Origin of the sequence: Amycolatopsis sp. w19 (genome assembly GCF_051373225.1) — a bacterium.
GTDB classification, from domain to species: Bacteria; Actinomycetota; Actinomycetes; order Mycobacteriales; family Pseudonocardiaceae; genus Amycolatopsis; species Amycolatopsis japonica.
The window spans coordinates 115,960-131,128 of record NZ_JBPQFM010000019.1; the positions used below are offsets into that span (position 1 = coordinate 115,960).

Here is a 15,169-nt window from a genome sequence, read left to right on the forward strand (position 1 = left end):
TGATTCGCAGGGTGCTCGCCGGAGTGGTGGCGATCGGTGCGGCGGTGCTGGCGGGGCCGTCGACCGGTTTCGCTCAGCAACCCCAGCCGGATCCCGGGGTCACCGTGCAGCTCAACGACGACACGGCCTACGAACTCGGGCTCGTCGACAAGTACGTGCACGGCGACGCCAACGTGGCGCTGGCGCAATGCCCCGGCGGAGACGGCATGAAGGCGCCGACGTCGACGACGTTCTCTTCGCCGGTGCTGACCATCGGGAAATACGACTACGGTCCGCTCATCGGGGTCCCGGCGAATGTCAGCGCCGACGTCGAACTCAAGGCGGGCACGGCTCCCGGCAGCTACCCGCTGACCGTCAACTGCAACGGAAAGTCTTATACGGCAACGTTTTCCGTGCCGCCCCGGCAGGTGAGCGCGGTACCCGACGGTGCCGCCCACGCGGGAGACGGCAGCATGGCCTCCTGACTTCCTTCCTCTCGCACCGGCGGTCGCGATCATTTCGTGACCCTGGCGGGCAACCGCCGGGCCGCCTGTGGCGTTTGGCAGTCGTGGGGTGAACGACGAGCCGGTCCCGGTCTGGGGGCCGGGACCGGCTCGTCGCGCCCGGGAGGTGGACATGAAAGCGAACTGGATGCGAGGGCGACGGGCGCCGCTGGTGCTCGCGGCCGTCCTGTTGGCCGTCTTGGCGACGCTGGCGATCGTCCTGTCCGGTCCGGGGGAGACCGGCCAGGCCGCGCCTCCGGTGAGTGCGGAGCGGACCGAGGTGCCGGTGGCCCCGAGCAACGAGCCGGTGGCCGAGCCGGTCGGCGGGATGCCGAAGGCCGATCCGGTGTCGATCGACGTGCCGAAGATCGAGGCGAAGTCCAGTCTGATCCCGCTCGGGCTCAACGCGGACAACACCATCGAGGTACCGCCGGTGACCCGGCCGTTGCAGGCGGGCTGGTACGTGAACGGTCCGACGCCGGGGGAGGTCGGGCCGTCGGTGATCCTCGGGCACGTGGACGGCAACAAGCAGAAGGGCATCTTCTTCCGGCTGAAGGAACTGGCGCCCGGCGACAAGGTCTCGGTCGCCCGCAAGGACGGCACGACGGCCGAGTTCGCGGTCACGAAGGTCGAGCGGGTGGCGAAGGACAAGTTCCCGACCGACGCCGTCTACGGCGACACCGCCGAACCGGAACTGCGGCTCATCACCTGCGGCGGGGTCTTCGACAAGGCGTCACGCAACTATCTCGACAACATCATCGTTTTCGCCCGGTTGATCGCGAGGTGAGTTCCATGATCAGGTCCGCCCTGGTGCTGGCGTGCGGGGTCGCGCTGGCCGCCCCGGCCGTCGCGTACGCGCAGGACGCCCCGTCCACGAGCCCGAAGGCGAATCCGCACCCGTTTCTCGGGCTCTCGCCCCGGCAGTCGGTGGCGGGGGAGGAGATCCTGGTCTCGGTCGGCTGCCCGGTCGGCGAACTGGGCGAGGTGAAGTCGAAGGTGCTCGACCGCATCGGCGAATTCACGGTGACCAACGAGATTCCGGTGATCCAGGGCGCCGTCGCGCATGTCGACGCCGAGGCACGGCCTGCCTTCTACACGGTCACGGCGATCTGCAAGACCACGAAGATCACGGCGAACCTCGAAATCGTGCCGGACAAGACGCCGACCTCGTCGAGTAAACCACCGGCGCCGAAGCCGACAATGCTGCCGAAGCCTTCTTCGCCGGGAAAACCGGCTTCGGGCCGTCAGGTTTCGAAAATTCCGGTGGGGGCGCCGCAGACCGGGGCAACCGATTCCCTTTCCCGATGGTGTTCTCAGTGCGAGGGCTCGCATTGAGGGAGAAAAGATCATGGGAATGAAGGGAATCGTCGCGGGCGCCGGTTTGCTCGCGATGACGGCGGGAGTGTTCCTCGCTCCTCAGGCGTCGGCCACCGCACCGCCGCCGAAATTGTCGGTCAGCCCGGCGAAGGTCGCGCCGGGGCAGGCGCTGGACTTCACCGCCAGTTGCCATGGCACGCGCAGCGCCGTGACGTCGCCGGGCCTGACCGGTCCGGTCACGCTCTCGGCCCAGTCCGGCGCGACGTACACCGGGCACGGGAAGGCCGCGGGGAGGACCGGCAAGTTCAAGGCGAGTTTCCGGTGCGACGGCGGGCCGAACCTGCCCGCCGCCAGTGGGACGGCGACCGTCGAGTTCGAGATCGTCTGCCCGCCGCCGACGACCACGCCCACCAGCCCGCCGTCGAGCAGCCAGCCGCCGTCGAGCAGCAAGCCCCCGTCCAGCAGTGAACCGCCGTCGAGCAGCAGCGCGCCGTCGTCGAGCTCGGCGCGGGTCGTTCCGGCCGCGTTGACGAAGCCGTGCGGTACGCCGGGCAAGACGCCGCAGGTGAAGGTCAAGCCCGCCGGCGCTCCGCAAACCGGCGGCGGCATTTAGTCCTCTGAATGCGCCAAGTAAGTGAAGGCCTCCTTGAGGGACGCAGGGTCCCTCAAGGAGGCCTTCACGGACAACCGCAGGTCAGTCTTCGTCGACCCAGTCGAAGGTCTTCGTGACCGCCTTCTTCCAGTTCCGGTACTCTGACTCGCGGCGGGCCTCGTCCATCGACGGGTCCCACTGCTTGTCCTGCGCCCAGTTGTTGCGGATGTCGTCTTCGCTCTTCCAGAAGCCCACCGCGAGACCGGCCGCATAGGCCGCGCCGAGCGCGGTGGTCTCGTTGACCACCGGCCGGATCACCGGCACGCCGAGGATGTCGGCCTGGAACTGCATGAGCAGCTCGTTGACGACCATGCCGCCGTCGACCTTCAGCGACTTCAGCGGGACGCCGGAGTCGGCGTTCATCGCGTCGATCACCTCGCGCGACTGGAACGCCGTCGCCTCCAGGACCGCCCGCGAGATGTGTCCCTTGTTGACGAACCGGGTGAGGCCGACGATCGCGCCGCGGGCGTCGGAGCGCCAGTACGGCGCGAAGAGACCCGAGAACGCCGGCACGAAGTACGCGCCACCGTTGTCCTCGACGGTCCGGGCGTGCTGCTCGACCTCGGCCGCGGAGCCGATGAGGCCGAGGTTGTCCCGCAGCCACTGCACGAGCGAGCCGGTGACCGCGATCGAGCCTTCGAGCGCGTACACCGTGTCGTTCGAGCCGATCTTGTAGCAGACCGTGGTGAGCAGCCCGTTGTCCGACATGACCTTCTCGGTGCCGGTGTTGAGCAGCATGAAGTTGCCGGTGCCGTAGGTGTTCTTGGCTTCACCCGGCGACAGGCACGCCTGTCCGAAGGTCGCCGCCTGCTGGTCGCCCAGGATGCCCGAGATCGGGACCCCGGCCAGCGCGCCCTTCTCCCGGACCTTGCCGTAGGTCTCCGACGACGACCGGATCTCCGGCAGCATCGACAGCGGGATCGTCATCTCCTCGGCGATCTCCGCGTCCCAGGCCAGCGTGTCGAGGTCCATCAGCATGGTCCGCGACGCGTTGGTCGGGTCGGTGACGTGCACGCCGCCGTCGACCCCGCCGGTCATGTTCCACAGCACCCAGGTGTCCATGTTGCCGAAGATCAGGTCCCCGGCTTCGGCCTTCGCGCGGGCGCCGTCAACGTTGTCGAGGATCCACTTGATCTTCGGTCCGGAGAAGTAGGTCGCCAGCGGCAGGCCCACCTTCGCGCGGTAGCGCTCCTGCCCGCCGCCGAGCGCGCCCAGGTCGCTGACGATCTTGTCGGTGCGGGTGTCCTGCCACACGATCGCGTTGTACACCGGCTTGCCGGTGGTGCGGTCCCAGACCAGCGTGGTCTCGCGCTGGTTGGTGATGCCGACCGCGACGATGTCGCCCGCGACCAGGTCGCCCTTGGCCAGCGCGCCCGCGGCGACGGCCCGCGTGTTCTCCCAGATCTCTTCGGCGTTGTGCTCGACCCAGCCCGCCTTCGGGAAGATCTGCTCGTGTTCCCGCTGGTCGACGGCGACCACCCGGCCGGAGTGGTCGAAGATCATGCAGCGGGTCGACGTGGTGCCCTGGTCGATCGCGGCTACGTACGAAGTCATCGAAACTCCAGTCTCAGGTGAGGTTGTGGACGGCGAGGAAGAGCAGGGCGGCCAGGGCACCGCCGACCAGCGGGCCGGCGACCGGGACCCAGGAGTAGCCCCAGTTCGGGTTGGCCTTGTTCTTGATGGGCAGCAGGAACGCGTACGCGATGCGGGGGCCGAGGTCTCGGGCCGGGTTGATGGCGTAACCGGTCGGGCCACCGAGGGACTGGCCGATGACCAGCACGACGAACGCTACACCCGCGTAGCCGAGCGCGGAGTTGCCGAAGTTCGGCGTGCCGCCCTCACCCGTGGCGTTGGCGTAGACCGGGCTGAGCAGGATCCACGCGACCAGCACGAAGGTGCCGATGATCTCGGTGACGAGGTTCCACGCCTTGTTCGGGATCTGCGGCGCGGTCGAGAAGATGCCGAGCGTCTCGTCGCGCTGCGGGTGGTCGTCGAACTGCAGCTTGTAGGCGGCCCAGCAGAGCACGGCGCCGAGGATCGCGCCGACCATCTGCCCGGCGAAGTAGATCGGGACGTCCGCCCACTTCGTCTTGTCCGCGATGGCGAGGCCCAGCGTGACCGCGGGGTTCAGATGCGCGCCGCTCGGCGCGGCGATGCTCGCGCCGGCGAAGACCGCGAACGCCCACCCGAGGGTGATCATCACGACGCCACCGTTGTGGCCGTTGTTCTTCCGCAACACGTGGTTGGCGACCACGCCGTTACCCAACAGGATCAGGACCGCCGTTCCCAGCAGCTCCCAGACGAATATGGCTCCATAACTCACCGCTTGACCTCCACTGTGGACACAACGCGTGGGACATTGCGCGCAGGGTCGAACACGGTGTGCTACGGCGCCCTTGCCGACCCACGTCCGTGGCACGTTACCGTCGCGTATTTGTTCGTTCCAGGCATCGCGGGAACCAATCCTTCCAAGATCGACGAGGGTTACGCCACACGTGTCACCCGCATAACGGACCGGTCGCGGCCGATCGTGCGATGCTGGAGCCACAGCGGCACAAGGAGGAATGTCACGTGGCAAGCTCTCAGCGCGAAGCCGAAAACAGCCCCGCCAGGCTGGGACCGCTCAAGCGGGAAGAGTCTTGGCAGCGGCTGGGTGAGGACAAATTCGACCTCGTCGTCATCGGCGGCGGAGTGGTCGGGGCGGGCACGGCGCTCGACGCCGCGACACGCGGCCTGCGGGTCGCCCTCGTCGAAGCGCGCGACCTCGCCTCGGGAACGTCGAGCCGGTCCAGCAAGCTCTTCCACGGCGGGCTCCGTTACCTCGAACAGCTGGAATTCGGGCTGGTTCGGGAAGCCCTGCGGGAACGCGAGCTGATGCTGACGACGATCGCCCCGCATCTGGTGAAGCCGGTCAGCTTCCTGTACCCGCTGACCCACCGGATCTGGGAGCGTCCGTACACCGCGGCCGGCCTGCTGATGTACGACACGATGGGCGGCGCGCGGTCGGTCCCCGGCCAGAAACACCTGAGCCGCGCGGGCGCGCTGCGGATGGTCCCGGCGCTGAAGCGGTCCGCGTTGATCGGCGGGATCCGTTACTACGACGCGCAATCCGACGACGCGCGGCACACGATGACCGTCGCCCGCACAGCCGCGCACTACGGCGCCGTCGTGCGCACTTCCACCCAGGTGGTCGGTTTCCTCCGCGAGGCGGACCGTATTTCCGGTGTCCGCGTGCGCGACGTCGAGGACGGCCGCGAGACCGAGATCCACGCCTCCGCGGTGGTCAACTGCACCGGCGTGTGGACCGACGAACTGCAGCGCCTTTCCGGTGGCCGCGGCCGGTTCCGTGTGCGGGCGAGCAAGGGCGTGCACATCGTCGTCCCGCGCGACCGGATCGTCTCGGAATCCGGCATGATCCTGCGCACCGAGAAGTCCGTGCTGTTCGTCATCCCGTGGCGCAACCACTGGATCGTCGGGACCACCGACACCGACTGGAACCTCGACCTCGCGCATCCCGCCGCGACCAAGCACGACATCGACTACCTCCTCGAACACGTCAACACCGTGCTCGCGACGCCGCTCACGCACGACGACATCGAAGGCGTCTACGCCGGGCTACGGCCTTTGCTCGCCGGGGAAAGCGAAGAGACGTCGAAGCTTTCGCGTGAGCACGCGGTCGCGCGTGTCGCGCCGGGACTGGTCGCGATCGCGGGCGGCAAGTACACGACGTACCGGGTGATGGCGGCGGACGCCGTCGACGCCGCGGCCGTCGACCTGCCGGGCAGGCCGCAGTCGTCCATCACGGACAAGGTGCCGCTGCTCGGCGCCGACGGCTACCACGCGCTGGTGAACCAGGCCGACCATCTGGCCAGCGAGCACGGGCTGCACCCGTACCGCGTGCGTCACCTGCTCGACCGGTACGGCTCGATGGTGCACGAGGTCCTCGCGCTCGGCGAAGGACGGCCGGAGCTGCTGAAGCCGCTGGAGCACGCTCCGGACTACCTGGGCGTCGAGGTCGTCTACGCGGCGAGCCACGAGGGCGCGCTTCACCTGGAAGACGTGCTCGCGCGCCGGACCCGGATCTCGATCGAGTACGCGCACCGCGGAGTCGACTGCGCCGCGCAGGTCGCCACGCTGGTGGGCGAAGTGCTCGGCTGGTCGAAGGACGAGGAGAAGCGCGAGGTCGAGGTGTACAAGGCGCGGGTCGACGCGGAACGGGAGTCCCAGTCGCAGCCGAGCGACGAGGCCGCCGACGCGTTGCGCTCCGCCGCGCCGGAAGCACGCTCGGGGATCATCGAGCCGGTGAGTTGATCGCCGCCGCCGCGTGGTGTGCCAGGCGCGCAGAGATCGTTGCCTGATCCGGTGAATCTGGCATAGCGTCGGCCGTCCCAGAGACGGAAGGCGGCCTTGTGGTGTTTCTCGACGCGTCGACGTGGACGGACCGGATCTTCGCCGGCGGTGCCTGGGTGCCCGGATCCGGTGGCGTCCGTGACGTCACGGAGCCCGCGACCGGGGCGGTGCTGGGAAGCATCGGGATGGCCTCGGCCGAAGACGCCGCGAAAGCGGCTGAAACGGCGGCCGAGGCACAGCGGGCTTGGGCGGCGACACCGCACGTCCAGCGGGCCGCGATCCTGCGCAAGGCAGCCACGCTGTGGTCGGAGTACGCCGACGAGATCCGCTGGTGGAACGTCCGCGAGGTCGGCGCGGTGCCGGGAGTCGCGGGCTTTTCGCTGCACGTCGCGGAGCAGGAGTGCTACGAGGCGGCGGCCCTGCCCGGCCGCCCTTACGGCGAACTCCTGCCGAGTGAGGAGCCGCGCCTCTCGATGGCGCGCCGTGTCCCGGCCGGTGTGGTCGCGGTGATCTCGCCGTTCAACATGCCGATCATCCTGGGTATCCGCTCGGTCGCCCCGGCGCTCGCGCTGGGGAACGCGGTCATCCTGAAGCCGGATCCGCGCACCGCCGTCACCGGTGGCGTCGTCCTCGCGCGGATCTTCGAGGAGGCGGGGCTGCCGCCGGGTGTGCTGCAGATGCTGCCGGGCGGCGCGGACGTCGGCGAGACGCTGGTGACGCATCCGGCGGTCCGGGTCATCTCGTTCACCGGGTCGACCGGCGCCGGGCGCAAGGTCGGCGAACTCGCCGGAAAGCATTTGAAGCGGGCACATCTGGAGCTGGGCGGGAACTCCGCGCTCATCGTGCTCGACGACGCGGACGTCGACGAGGCCGCCGGGGTCGCCGCGTTCGGCTCGTTCTTCCACCAGGGCCAGATCTGCATGACCACCGGGCGGCACCTTGTGCACGAGCGGCTCTACGACGACTTCGTCGAGCGGCTGGCGGCGAAGGCGGCCGCGTTGCGGGTGGGCGACCCGGCGCGGGACGAGGTCGCGCTCGGGCCGATCATCGACGCCGGACAGCGGGACAAGATCCACGACCTGGTCACGGCCAGCGTGGCGGCGGGGGCGCGGGTCGCCGCCGGCGCCGAGTACGACCGGCTGTTCTACTCGGCGACGGTGCTCGCCGACGTGCCGCCGACGGCACCCGCGGTCGCCCAGGAGATCTTCGGCCCGGTCGCGCCGGTCGTGCGGTTCTCCGACGCGGAGGAGGCCATCCGCCTCGCGACGGCGAGCGAGTACGGGCTTTCGCTGGGGATCGTCACGCGCGATGTCCTCAAAGGACTGGAGCTCGCGGACCGCGTCCCGACCGGGATCGTGCACATCAACGACCAGACCGTCAGCGATGAGGCGAACAGCCCCTTCGGCGGCGTCGCCGCTTCGGGCACCGGGAGCCGCTTCGGCGGTGCGGCGGCGAACATCGAGGCGTTCACCGAGACCCGCTGGGTCACCGTCCGGAACCCGCCGCCGACCTACCCCTTCTGACCCCCGCATTTAGTCCTCTGGATGCGGTGGTTCGTGACGCGTACTACCGCATTCAGAGGACTAAATGCGTCGCGATTAGCCCGCTAAACGCAGGTCAGGCGGTGCGGCGCCAGCGGATGAGGCGTTCCCCGGTCGGGGCCGGATCGAGTTCGGGCCCGACCAGGGTGAACCCGCATTTGCGGGCGACCGAGGCGGACACCTCGTTCGTCTCCTCGTAGCGGTAGCTGACCTCGCGCAGGCCGAGCCCGCCGAAACCGAAGCGCAGGGCCGCGTTGAGCGCGGTGCTCGCGACCCCCTTGCCCCGCGACGCCGCGCGCACCCAGACCGACGCCTCCGCGTACCCGGCGTCGAGATCGAGATCCCGCAGGCCGACCTCGCCCAGCAGATCCCCGGTCGTCGGCTCGGCCACCGCCCAGGAACAGCGCTCGTCACCAGCCCACTGGGCGGCGCGCAGCGCGACGTACTCGGTCGCCTCGTCCAGGTCCCGCAAGCGGTAGTTCAGGACGTACTTGCGGTGCGTCGGGTCCGCGAAGGCCGCGACCAGCGCCGGACGGTCGTCGAGGGCCTTGTCCGCCCGCAGCTGCCGCAGGTAGTACTCGCCCGCGTTGATCTCCACCGGTTCCACCCTTCGAGGGTAACCGGCGCTTCAGCGGCGGCGGCTCATGATCAGCGCGACCGCCAGCGGCAGCAGGAAGACCAGGAACGTCCCGCGGGTGAAGAAGAACAACGCGATCGCGACGGCGGCGGCGATCGGCACGGCACTGGCCGTCAGCCATTTCGACGGCTGGATCTCGTTCTTCGCGGACGCCTGCGAGACGCCGGGCATCGGCGGCAGGGGGAGCAGCGCGCTGGGCCGGGGCGAAGGCAGGTCCGTGAACAGCGGTTCGAGTTCGCTCGCCATCCTCGCGGCGCTGACCTTCGCCGACCGCGAACCGAACTCGTCGAGGTCGAGTCTGCCGGTGCGGACATGCTCTTCCAGCGCTTCGAGCGCGTCTTGGCGTTCGGCGTCGCTCAGCCGCATGTCCGGTCTCTCGGCACTCACGTCCCGAGTCTACGGGCGGATCAGCCGTCGAGTTCCCGTCGACGCTGCTTCCCGAGCTTCTTGTGGGAGTTCTCCCAGCCCTTACCCCAGATGCCCTCGCCGACGGCGCTGATCCCGATCGGGACGAGGATGAACCACCAGGTGATGCCGGTGGTGATGATCAGCGCGATGGTGGCGATGAACAGGATCGGCAGGAGCGCGCCCATGACGCGTTGCGTCGGGGAGATACCCGCCCACGTCGACGCCGGTTTCCCCGGTTCGCCGACGGCGGCCTTGGGCGTGTCGTAGCGGGGGTGCGGCTCGGGCAGGTCGAGGAAGATCTGGGCCAGCTCGCCGCGGGTTTTGGCGGCGGTGATCCGGGCGGACCGGTCGCCGAACTCGTCGATGTCGATCCTGCCGACGGTCATGTGCTCGCCGAGCGCGGTCAGCGCGGACTCGCGATCCTGATCACTGATCCGCAGCCGCGGAGACGGAACCTCGCTCACCCTTTCGAGAATAGGCCGGGCGAGGCCCCGTCAACCACGACATTCGTCAGTCTTTGAGCTCGAACAGCTGCGTGCCCTGCGTCACCGCGGCGCCGACCTCGACCGAAAGCCCGGTGACGGTGCCGGCTTTATGCGCGGTGACCGGGTTCTCCATCTTCATCGCTTCGAGCACGACGACCAGCTCGCCCGCTTCGACCTGCTGGCCCTCTTCGACGGCGACCTTGACGATGGTGCCCTGCATCGGCGCGGTGACCGCGTCACCGCTCACCGCGGCCTTGGTACCGCCCGCGCGTTTGCGCGGCTTGGCCTTCACGGCCGTCCCGCCGCCACCGGCGTCGAGCGAGAAACCGCCGGGGAGCGACACTTCGAGCCGACGGCCGCCGACCTCGACGACGACGTTCTGCCGGGGCTGCTCTTCCTCGGCCTCTACGGTTTCCGGCGCCACGAACGGCTCGATGGTGTTCTCGAACTCGGTCTCGATCCAGCGGGTGTGGACGCTGAAACCGTTCTCGTCGCCGATGAAGGCCGGGTCGTCCACGATCACGCGGTGGAACGGCAGCACCGTCGCCATCCCGTCGGCGACCATCTCGGCCAGCGCGCGGCGGCTGCGCTCGAGCGCGTTCTGCCGGTCCGAGCCGGTGACGATCAGCTTCGCGAGCATCGAGTCGAACTGGCCGCCGATGACGCTGCCGGACTCGACGCCCGAGTCGACGCGGACGCCGGGGCCGCTCGGCGCGACGAACCTCGTCACGGTGCCGGGCGCGGGCAGGAAGCCGCGGCCGGCGTCCTCGCCGTTGATGCGGAACTCGATCGAGTGGCCGCGCGGTTCCGGATCTTCGGTGATGCGCAGCTTCTCGCCGCGAGCGATGCGGAACATCTCGCGCACGAGGTCGAGGCCCGTCGTCTCCTCGGACACCGGGTGCTCGACCTGCAGCCGCGTGTTGACCTCGAGGAACGAGATCGTGCCGTCGACGGCGACGAGGTACTCGACCGTCCCGGCGCCGTAGTAGCCGGCTTCCTTGCAGATCGCCTTGGCGGATTCGTGGATGCGCTTGCGCTGCTCGTCGGTCAGGAACGGCGCGGGCGCCTCCTCGACGAGCTTCTGGTGGCGGCGCTGCAGCGAGCAGTCGCGGGTGCCGACGACGATGGCGTTGCCGTGCTGGTCGGCGAGGACCTGCGCCTCGACGTGGCGCGGCTTGTCGAGGTAGCGCTCGACGAAGCATTCGCCGCGGCCGAAGGCGGAGATCGCCTCGCGCGTCGCCGATTCGAAGAGCTCCGGGATCTCTTCGCGGGTGCGGGCGACCTTCAGGCCGCGGCCGCCACCGCCGAACGCCGCCTTGATCGCCACCGGCAGGCCGTGCTCGTCGGCGAAGGCGACGATCTCGTCGGCGTTCGCGACGGGGTCCTTGGTGCCGGGCACGAGCGGGGCGCCGGCGCGCAGCGCGATGTGGCGCGCGGTGACCTTGTCCCCGAGGTCGCGGATGGCCTGCGGGCTCGGCCCGATCCAGGTCAGCCCGGCGTCGATGACCGCCTGGGCGAAGTCCGCGTTCTCGGAGAGGAACCCGTAGCCGGGGTGGACCGAGTCCGCGCCTGACCGTTTGGCGGCGTCGAGCAGCTTGTCGAAGACGAGGTAGCTCTCGGCCGCGGTGGTGCCGCCGAGCGCGAAGGCCTCGTCCGCGAGGCGCACGTGGGGTGCGTCGCGGTCAGGATCGGCGTAGACGGCGACGCTGGTCAGCCCGGCGTCCTTCGCCGCCCTGATCACCCGTACCGCGATTTCCCCGCGGTTCGCGATCAGGATCTTGGTCACCGGACCACCTGTGCCGGCCTGCTCGGTCACGCCGTACCTCCTGCGTTCGCACGTCGGGCCGCCCCGATGCGGCTCCGCAGCAGTTTACGGAAGTTCCCGCCCCGATTAATGAGAGCAAGGCCACCCGGTGACCTTTGCTTTATACCAGCGCTTCGCGGTGCCGCAGTTCTTCCGGAAGGTCGGAATCGAGCACGATCAAGTCGTACGGCTGGGCCTGGTGGACGCGGCCGAGGTGCTCGGATTTGACCAGTGCCCACGGCTGGTGCGGCCCGCAGCATTCGACCAGACGCTGCACGGAACTGAAGGCGATCAACGCCATCCGGCCGTCTTTGGTCGCGCGGAGTTCGATCTCCGCGCTCGTGTAGTCCTTCGGCTTTTTCGCCGTCGGAAGGAACAGAGCGGTGGGCAGTCCGGGGTTCGTCACAGGAACAACATAGACGTGCACTCTGCGCTAGATCACTTACGCTCTCGGATATGCGGAAACAGGAAGCGCGGGCGCCACTATCCGTGCTGTTCACCGCCCTGCTGGCGGTGGTGGTGACGGCGGGCGTGATCGTCGCCGTGATCCTGCTCCGCCCGGCCGCCCCGACGCCCGACGGCGACCCCGGCGTGCCTCCGGTGTCCGATGGCGCCCCAAGTGCGCCCGGGGTGAACTGCGGGGACGCGGCCTGCCGCGAGATCGGCGCGATGACCGTCGGCGGGCTGCCCGTCGTGCTGCTGGCCGACGGCGCGGGGAAGCAGGGTGTGGTCCGGATCGGCGCGGACACCGCGTACCCGCTGATGATCAACGACATGGGGGTCACCCTGAAGGGCGATTCTTTGCGCTGTGTCGACGGGGCGACGCCGGTGTGCCTGGTGCGCGGCGAGACGGGCGCCGGTGCGGCGGGGGAGCTGTTCGTCGCGCGCGGCGGGATCTGGCGGGACACCGGGAAGCCGTATTTCTCCGACGCCGGGACGGTCGCTCTGAGCGACGTGACCGCCGACGGGGTCGCGGACGTCATCGTCGTGCGGCACGAATGCCCCGGCGCGCAGTCCGGATCGGCGCGGTGCCAGGCGGCGCCGGTGCTCGCCGAGGTCTACGACGTCGCCCGCGGTTCCGTGGGGTGCACGCGGCGGTACACGGCGCCTTCGGAGCTGAGGGGCTGGCCGGATGTCCGGCTGACGAAGGCTGATCTGCGGGCCTGCCCCTGACCGGGAGCAAGGGACCTTTGCTACCACTTCTCGCGGCCGGTCCCAGCCCAAGTACATGAAGGCCCCCTTCACAGCGCCAGGCGCAAGGAAGGGGGCCTTCATGTACTTGAGAAGGGCATCAGGCCCCAGCGGTGGCAGGCTCCTTCGCGGAGGCGGTAGCCGCTTCGCCGTCGGATGTCGGCGAAGGGTCTGTCGGCGAGTTGAGCACCTCGTCGTCCAGAAGGCCTTCGCCGCGGGCGACGACCACCGGCACGACGATCTGGCCTGCGACGTTGGTCGCGGTCCGCATCATGTCCATGATCGGGTTCACCGAGTAGATCAGCGCGATCCCGAGCGCCACCTGCTGCGCGTCGAGGCCGATGAACGCGGTGGTCAGGGTCAGCGCGGTCAGCCAGCCGGTGGTGCCCGCGGTGGCCAGCGCGCCGAGCACGGCGACCACGACGATCCCGACGTACTGCCAGATGTTCAGCGAAACCCCGGACAGGTTCGCGATGAAGATGGCGCCGATCGCGGGGAACACCGCGGCGCAGCCGTCCATCTTCGTGGCGCTGCCCAGCGGAGTCGCGAAGGCGGCGTACGCGGGCTGGACGCCCAGGTTCACGGCGGACTGCCGGGTGAGGGGCAGTGTCGCGGCCGAAGACTGCGAAGCGAACGCGAACTGGATCGCCGTGCCCGCCTTCGAGAAGAACTTCAGCGGGCTGACCTTCGCCACGAACTGCAGCAGGATCGGATAGACCACCAGCAGCACCACGAGGCAGCCGACGTACACCGCGAGAGTGGTGGTGAACAGCGGACGGAACAGGGCGTCACCGTAGTTCGCGACCGCGGCGCCGATCAGGCCGATGATGCCGATCGGGGCGAGCCGGACGATCCAGCCGAGGTAGCGCTGGATGATCTCGAAGACGCTGGTGGTGAAGTCGACGAACGGCTTGGCCTTGTCACCGAGGCTGTAGGCCGCCGCGCCGATGATCACGGCGAGGAACAGCACCTGCAGCGTCGAGCCTTCGGTGAAAGCCGTGAAGAAGTTCTTCGGCAGGAAGCCTTCGACGAAGGCGCTCCAGGAACCCCAGTTGTCGACGCTCTTGGTGGCCTTGTCCGCGTTCTTCGCGGTCGCGGCGACGCCTTCGCCAAGGCCGCCGCTGCCCGGGTTGAACAGCTTCGCGACGGCGATGCCGATCAGCGACGCGATGAACGAGGTGATCGCGAACCACAGGACGGTCTTGCCACCCAGCCGCGCGGCCTTCTTGCCGCCGCCGAGGTTGCGCAGGCTGTTGATGCCGACCACGATCGCCGTGAAGACCAGCGGGATCACCGCGATCTGCAGCAGCGTCGTGAAGATCGTGCCGATCTGGTCGAGCAGGTCGGTCAGCCAGCTCGCCTCGGTCGTCCTGGCGAGGACGCCGAGCAGGGCGCCCACGACGAGCGAGCCGAGGACCGCCGCCGCGAAGACCCTTGGCCTTGTGTAGGTCCGAATGAAAGACACGGGGCGACTCCGGTGCGTGAAAGTTTCCTGATTTCCCGAACGTGAAGAACGTTCGGCGAGGCAGGACTCTTCCGGATCACCCGATCGTGTGGGAGTCGTCTCAGGATGCGGGACGGGCCCAGAGATCGATGACGCTCACGCCGACCTCCGTCAGCAAACGCCGGGTCAGCGGCAGGCTGATGCCGATGACGCTCGAGAAATCACCGTCGATTCCCTCGATGAACCAGCCGCCGAGCCCGTCGAGGGTGAAGCCGCCGGCCACCTGAAGCGGCTCTCCGGAAGCGATGTACGCCTCGATCTCTTCTTGTGACGGTGTGCCGAAGCGAACAGTGGTCCCTTCGGTCCCGGAGGCTTCCTTCGTCCTCTCACCGTTCTCGACGCGGATGATCGCGTGGCCGGTCAGAAGTTCACCGGTTTTGCCCGCCATCGACGCCCAGCGCTCGCGCGCGGCTTCCGGCGTGATCGGCTTCCCGACCATTTCGCCGTTGATCGACAGCATCGAATCGCAACCCACGATGACCATGTCGGAGTGACCGTCAAGGGCCTCGAAAACCGCTTCGGCCTTCGCGGCGGCGAGTGCGCGGACCAGCTCTTCGGGGGCTGGATCGATCAGGGACGCGGCGACCGCGTCCTCGTCGACGCCGGACACGACGACGCTCGGATCGAAGCCGGCGGAACGCAGGACACCGAGGCGGGCGGGGGACTGGGACGCGAGAACGAAACGCACGTGAGGAAGGTACTCGACGGCTTGCCGTTGCCTGATTGTGACCTGGAACACCCGATCGTGGAGTTAGTTTGTTGTGGCGCGCAACATATGGATTGTTCGAGCTACGGAGG

General features: G+C 68.8%; 16 protein-coding genes. 6 read left to right on the plus strand and 10 right to left on the minus strand.

The window, feature by feature from the left end; all coding sequences use genetic code 11:
- The first annotated feature begins 23 nt into the window (after positions 1 to 23).
- The 3 genes from ACSMFO_RS30665 to ACSMFO_RS30675 all read left to right on the plus strand — a co-directional run bounded on the left by ACSMFO_RS30665 (position 24) and on the right by ACSMFO_RS30675 (position 1,817).
- A complete protein-coding gene (locus ACSMFO_RS30665) occupies positions 24 to 464 on the plus strand; it encodes a hypothetical protein (protein ID WP_436461449.1) in 441 nt (146 codons plus the stop codon).
- Positions 465 to 615: 151 nt separating this feature from the next.
- Entirely contained in the window at positions 616 to 1,269 is a 654-nt protein-coding gene (locus tag ACSMFO_RS30670; RefSeq protein ID WP_436461416.1) for a class F sortase, read from the plus strand.
- A 5-nt stretch (positions 1,270 to 1,274) separates the two neighbouring features.
- Positions 1,275 to 1,817: a hypothetical protein gene (locus ACSMFO_RS30675; RefSeq protein WP_436461417.1), complete on the plus strand. Its 543-nt coding sequence runs from the start codon at positions 1,275 to 1,277 to the stop codon at positions 1,815 to 1,817.
- Positions 1,818 to 1,898: 81 nt separating this feature from the next.
- Here the strand turns inward: ACSMFO_RS30675 and ACSMFO_RS30680 are convergent, their stop codons facing one another.
- From ACSMFO_RS30680 to ACSMFO_RS30690, 3 genes are all read right to left on the minus strand, one after another.
- Positions 1,899 to 2,375 carry a hypothetical protein gene (locus ACSMFO_RS30680; protein WP_228694718.1) on the minus strand — a complete coding sequence of 159 codons (477 nt, stop codon included), beginning with the start codon at positions 2,373 to 2,375 and terminating at the stop codon, positions 1,899 to 1,901.
- Positions 2,376 to 2,493: 118 nt separating this feature from the next.
- A complete protein-coding gene (glpK, locus tag ACSMFO_RS30685) occupies positions 2,494 to 4,005 on the minus strand; it encodes a glycerol kinase GlpK (protein ID WP_038519322.1) in 1,512 nt (503 codons plus the stop codon).
- 13 nt (positions 4,006 to 4,018) lie between these two features.
- Complete coding sequence (locus ACSMFO_RS30690) at positions 4,019 to 4,774, minus strand: MIP/aquaporin family protein (RefSeq protein WP_436461418.1); 756 nt, start codon at positions 4,772 to 4,774, stop codon at positions 4,019 to 4,021.
- Positions 4,775 to 5,022: 248 nt separating this feature from the next.
- On the opposite strand from ACSMFO_RS30690, the gene ACSMFO_RS30695 reads away from it, so the two are divergent.
- Together ACSMFO_RS30695 and ACSMFO_RS30700 are read left to right on the plus strand one after the other, a co-directional pair.
- Positions 5,023 to 6,762, plus strand: coding sequence for a glycerol-3-phosphate dehydrogenase/oxidase (locus ACSMFO_RS30695; RefSeq protein ID WP_052120197.1), 1,740 nt, complete (start codon positions 5,023 to 5,025; stop codon positions 6,760 to 6,762).
- A 98-nt stretch (positions 6,763 to 6,860) separates the two neighbouring features.
- The gene (locus ACSMFO_RS30700; RefSeq protein ID WP_436461419.1) at positions 6,861 to 8,324 is read left to right on the plus strand and encodes an aldehyde dehydrogenase family protein; all 1,464 of its coding nucleotides are present in this window, start codon (positions 6,861 to 6,863) and stop codon (positions 8,322 to 8,324) included.
- A 94-nt stretch (positions 8,325 to 8,418) separates the two neighbouring features.
- On the opposite strand, the gene ACSMFO_RS30705 is transcribed toward ACSMFO_RS30700, so the two are convergent.
- The 5 genes from ACSMFO_RS30705 to ACSMFO_RS30725 form a co-directional block, all read right to left on the minus strand.
- The gene (locus ACSMFO_RS30705; protein WP_125732402.1) at positions 8,419 to 8,949 is read right to left on the minus strand and encodes a GNAT family N-acetyltransferase; all 531 of its coding nucleotides are present in this window, start codon (positions 8,947 to 8,949) and stop codon (positions 8,419 to 8,421) included.
- A 21-nt stretch (positions 8,950 to 8,970) separates the two neighbouring features.
- A complete protein-coding gene (locus tag ACSMFO_RS30710) occupies positions 8,971 to 9,345 on the minus strand; it encodes a DUF1707 SHOCT-like domain-containing protein (protein WP_038519317.1) in 375 nt (124 codons plus the stop codon).
- 41 nt (positions 9,346 to 9,386) lie between these two features.
- The gene (locus tag ACSMFO_RS30715) at positions 9,387 to 9,851 is read right to left on the minus strand and encodes a DUF1707 SHOCT-like domain-containing protein (RefSeq protein ID WP_436461420.1); all 465 of its coding nucleotides are present in this window, start codon (positions 9,849 to 9,851) and stop codon (positions 9,387 to 9,389) included.
- 46 nt (positions 9,852 to 9,897) lie between these two features.
- Complete coding sequence (locus tag ACSMFO_RS30720; protein ID WP_073847456.1) at positions 9,898 to 11,688, minus strand: acetyl/propionyl/methylcrotonyl-CoA carboxylase subunit alpha; 1,791 nt, start codon at positions 11,686 to 11,688, stop codon at positions 9,898 to 9,900.
- Between the two features lie 109 nt (positions 11,689 to 11,797).
- The gene (locus tag ACSMFO_RS30725; protein WP_037332331.1) at positions 11,798 to 12,082 is read right to left on the minus strand and encodes an SAV_915 family protein; all 285 of its coding nucleotides are present in this window, start codon (positions 12,080 to 12,082) and stop codon (positions 11,798 to 11,800) included.
- Between the two features lie 83 nt (positions 12,083 to 12,165).
- On the opposite strand from ACSMFO_RS30725, the gene ACSMFO_RS30730 reads away from it, so the two are divergent.
- Positions 12,166 to 12,849 carry a hypothetical protein gene (locus ACSMFO_RS30730; RefSeq protein WP_083650026.1) on the plus strand — a complete coding sequence of 228 codons (684 nt, stop codon included), beginning with the start codon at positions 12,166 to 12,168 and terminating at the stop codon, positions 12,847 to 12,849.
- Between the two features lie 118 nt (positions 12,850 to 12,967).
- Here ACSMFO_RS30730 and ACSMFO_RS30735 read toward each other — a convergent pair whose 3' ends face one another.
- Positions 12,968 to 14,332, minus strand: a complete 1,365-nt coding sequence (locus tag ACSMFO_RS30735; RefSeq protein WP_436461421.1) for a dicarboxylate/amino acid:cation symporter — start codon at positions 14,330 to 14,332, stop codon at positions 12,968 to 12,970.
- Between the two features lie 100 nt (positions 14,333 to 14,432).
- The gene (locus tag ACSMFO_RS30740) at positions 14,433 to 15,059 is read right to left on the minus strand and encodes a Maf family protein (RefSeq protein ID WP_436461422.1); all 627 of its coding nucleotides are present in this window, start codon (positions 15,057 to 15,059) and stop codon (positions 14,433 to 14,435) included.
- Positions 15,060 to 15,169 lie beyond the last annotated feature (110 nt).

What these genes read in the sequence shown, in the direction of transcription:
- glpK (WP_038519322.1), bottom strand. Translation starts at nt 4,005, where the DNA reads ATGACTTCGTACGTAGCCGCGATCGACCAGGGCACCACGTCGACCCGC.
- ACSMFO_RS30710 (WP_038519317.1), bottom strand. Translation starts at nt 9,345, where the DNA reads ATGCGGCTGAGCGACGCCGAACGCCAAGACGCGCTCGAAGCGCTGGAA.
- ACSMFO_RS30675 (WP_436461417.1), top strand. Translation starts at nt 1,275, where the DNA reads ATGATCAGGTCCGCCCTGGTGCTGGCGTGCGGGGTCGCGCTGGCCGCC.
- ACSMFO_RS30670 (WP_436461416.1), top strand. Translation starts at nt 616, where the DNA reads ATGAAAGCGAACTGGATGCGAGGGCGACGGGCGCCGCTGGTGCTCGCG.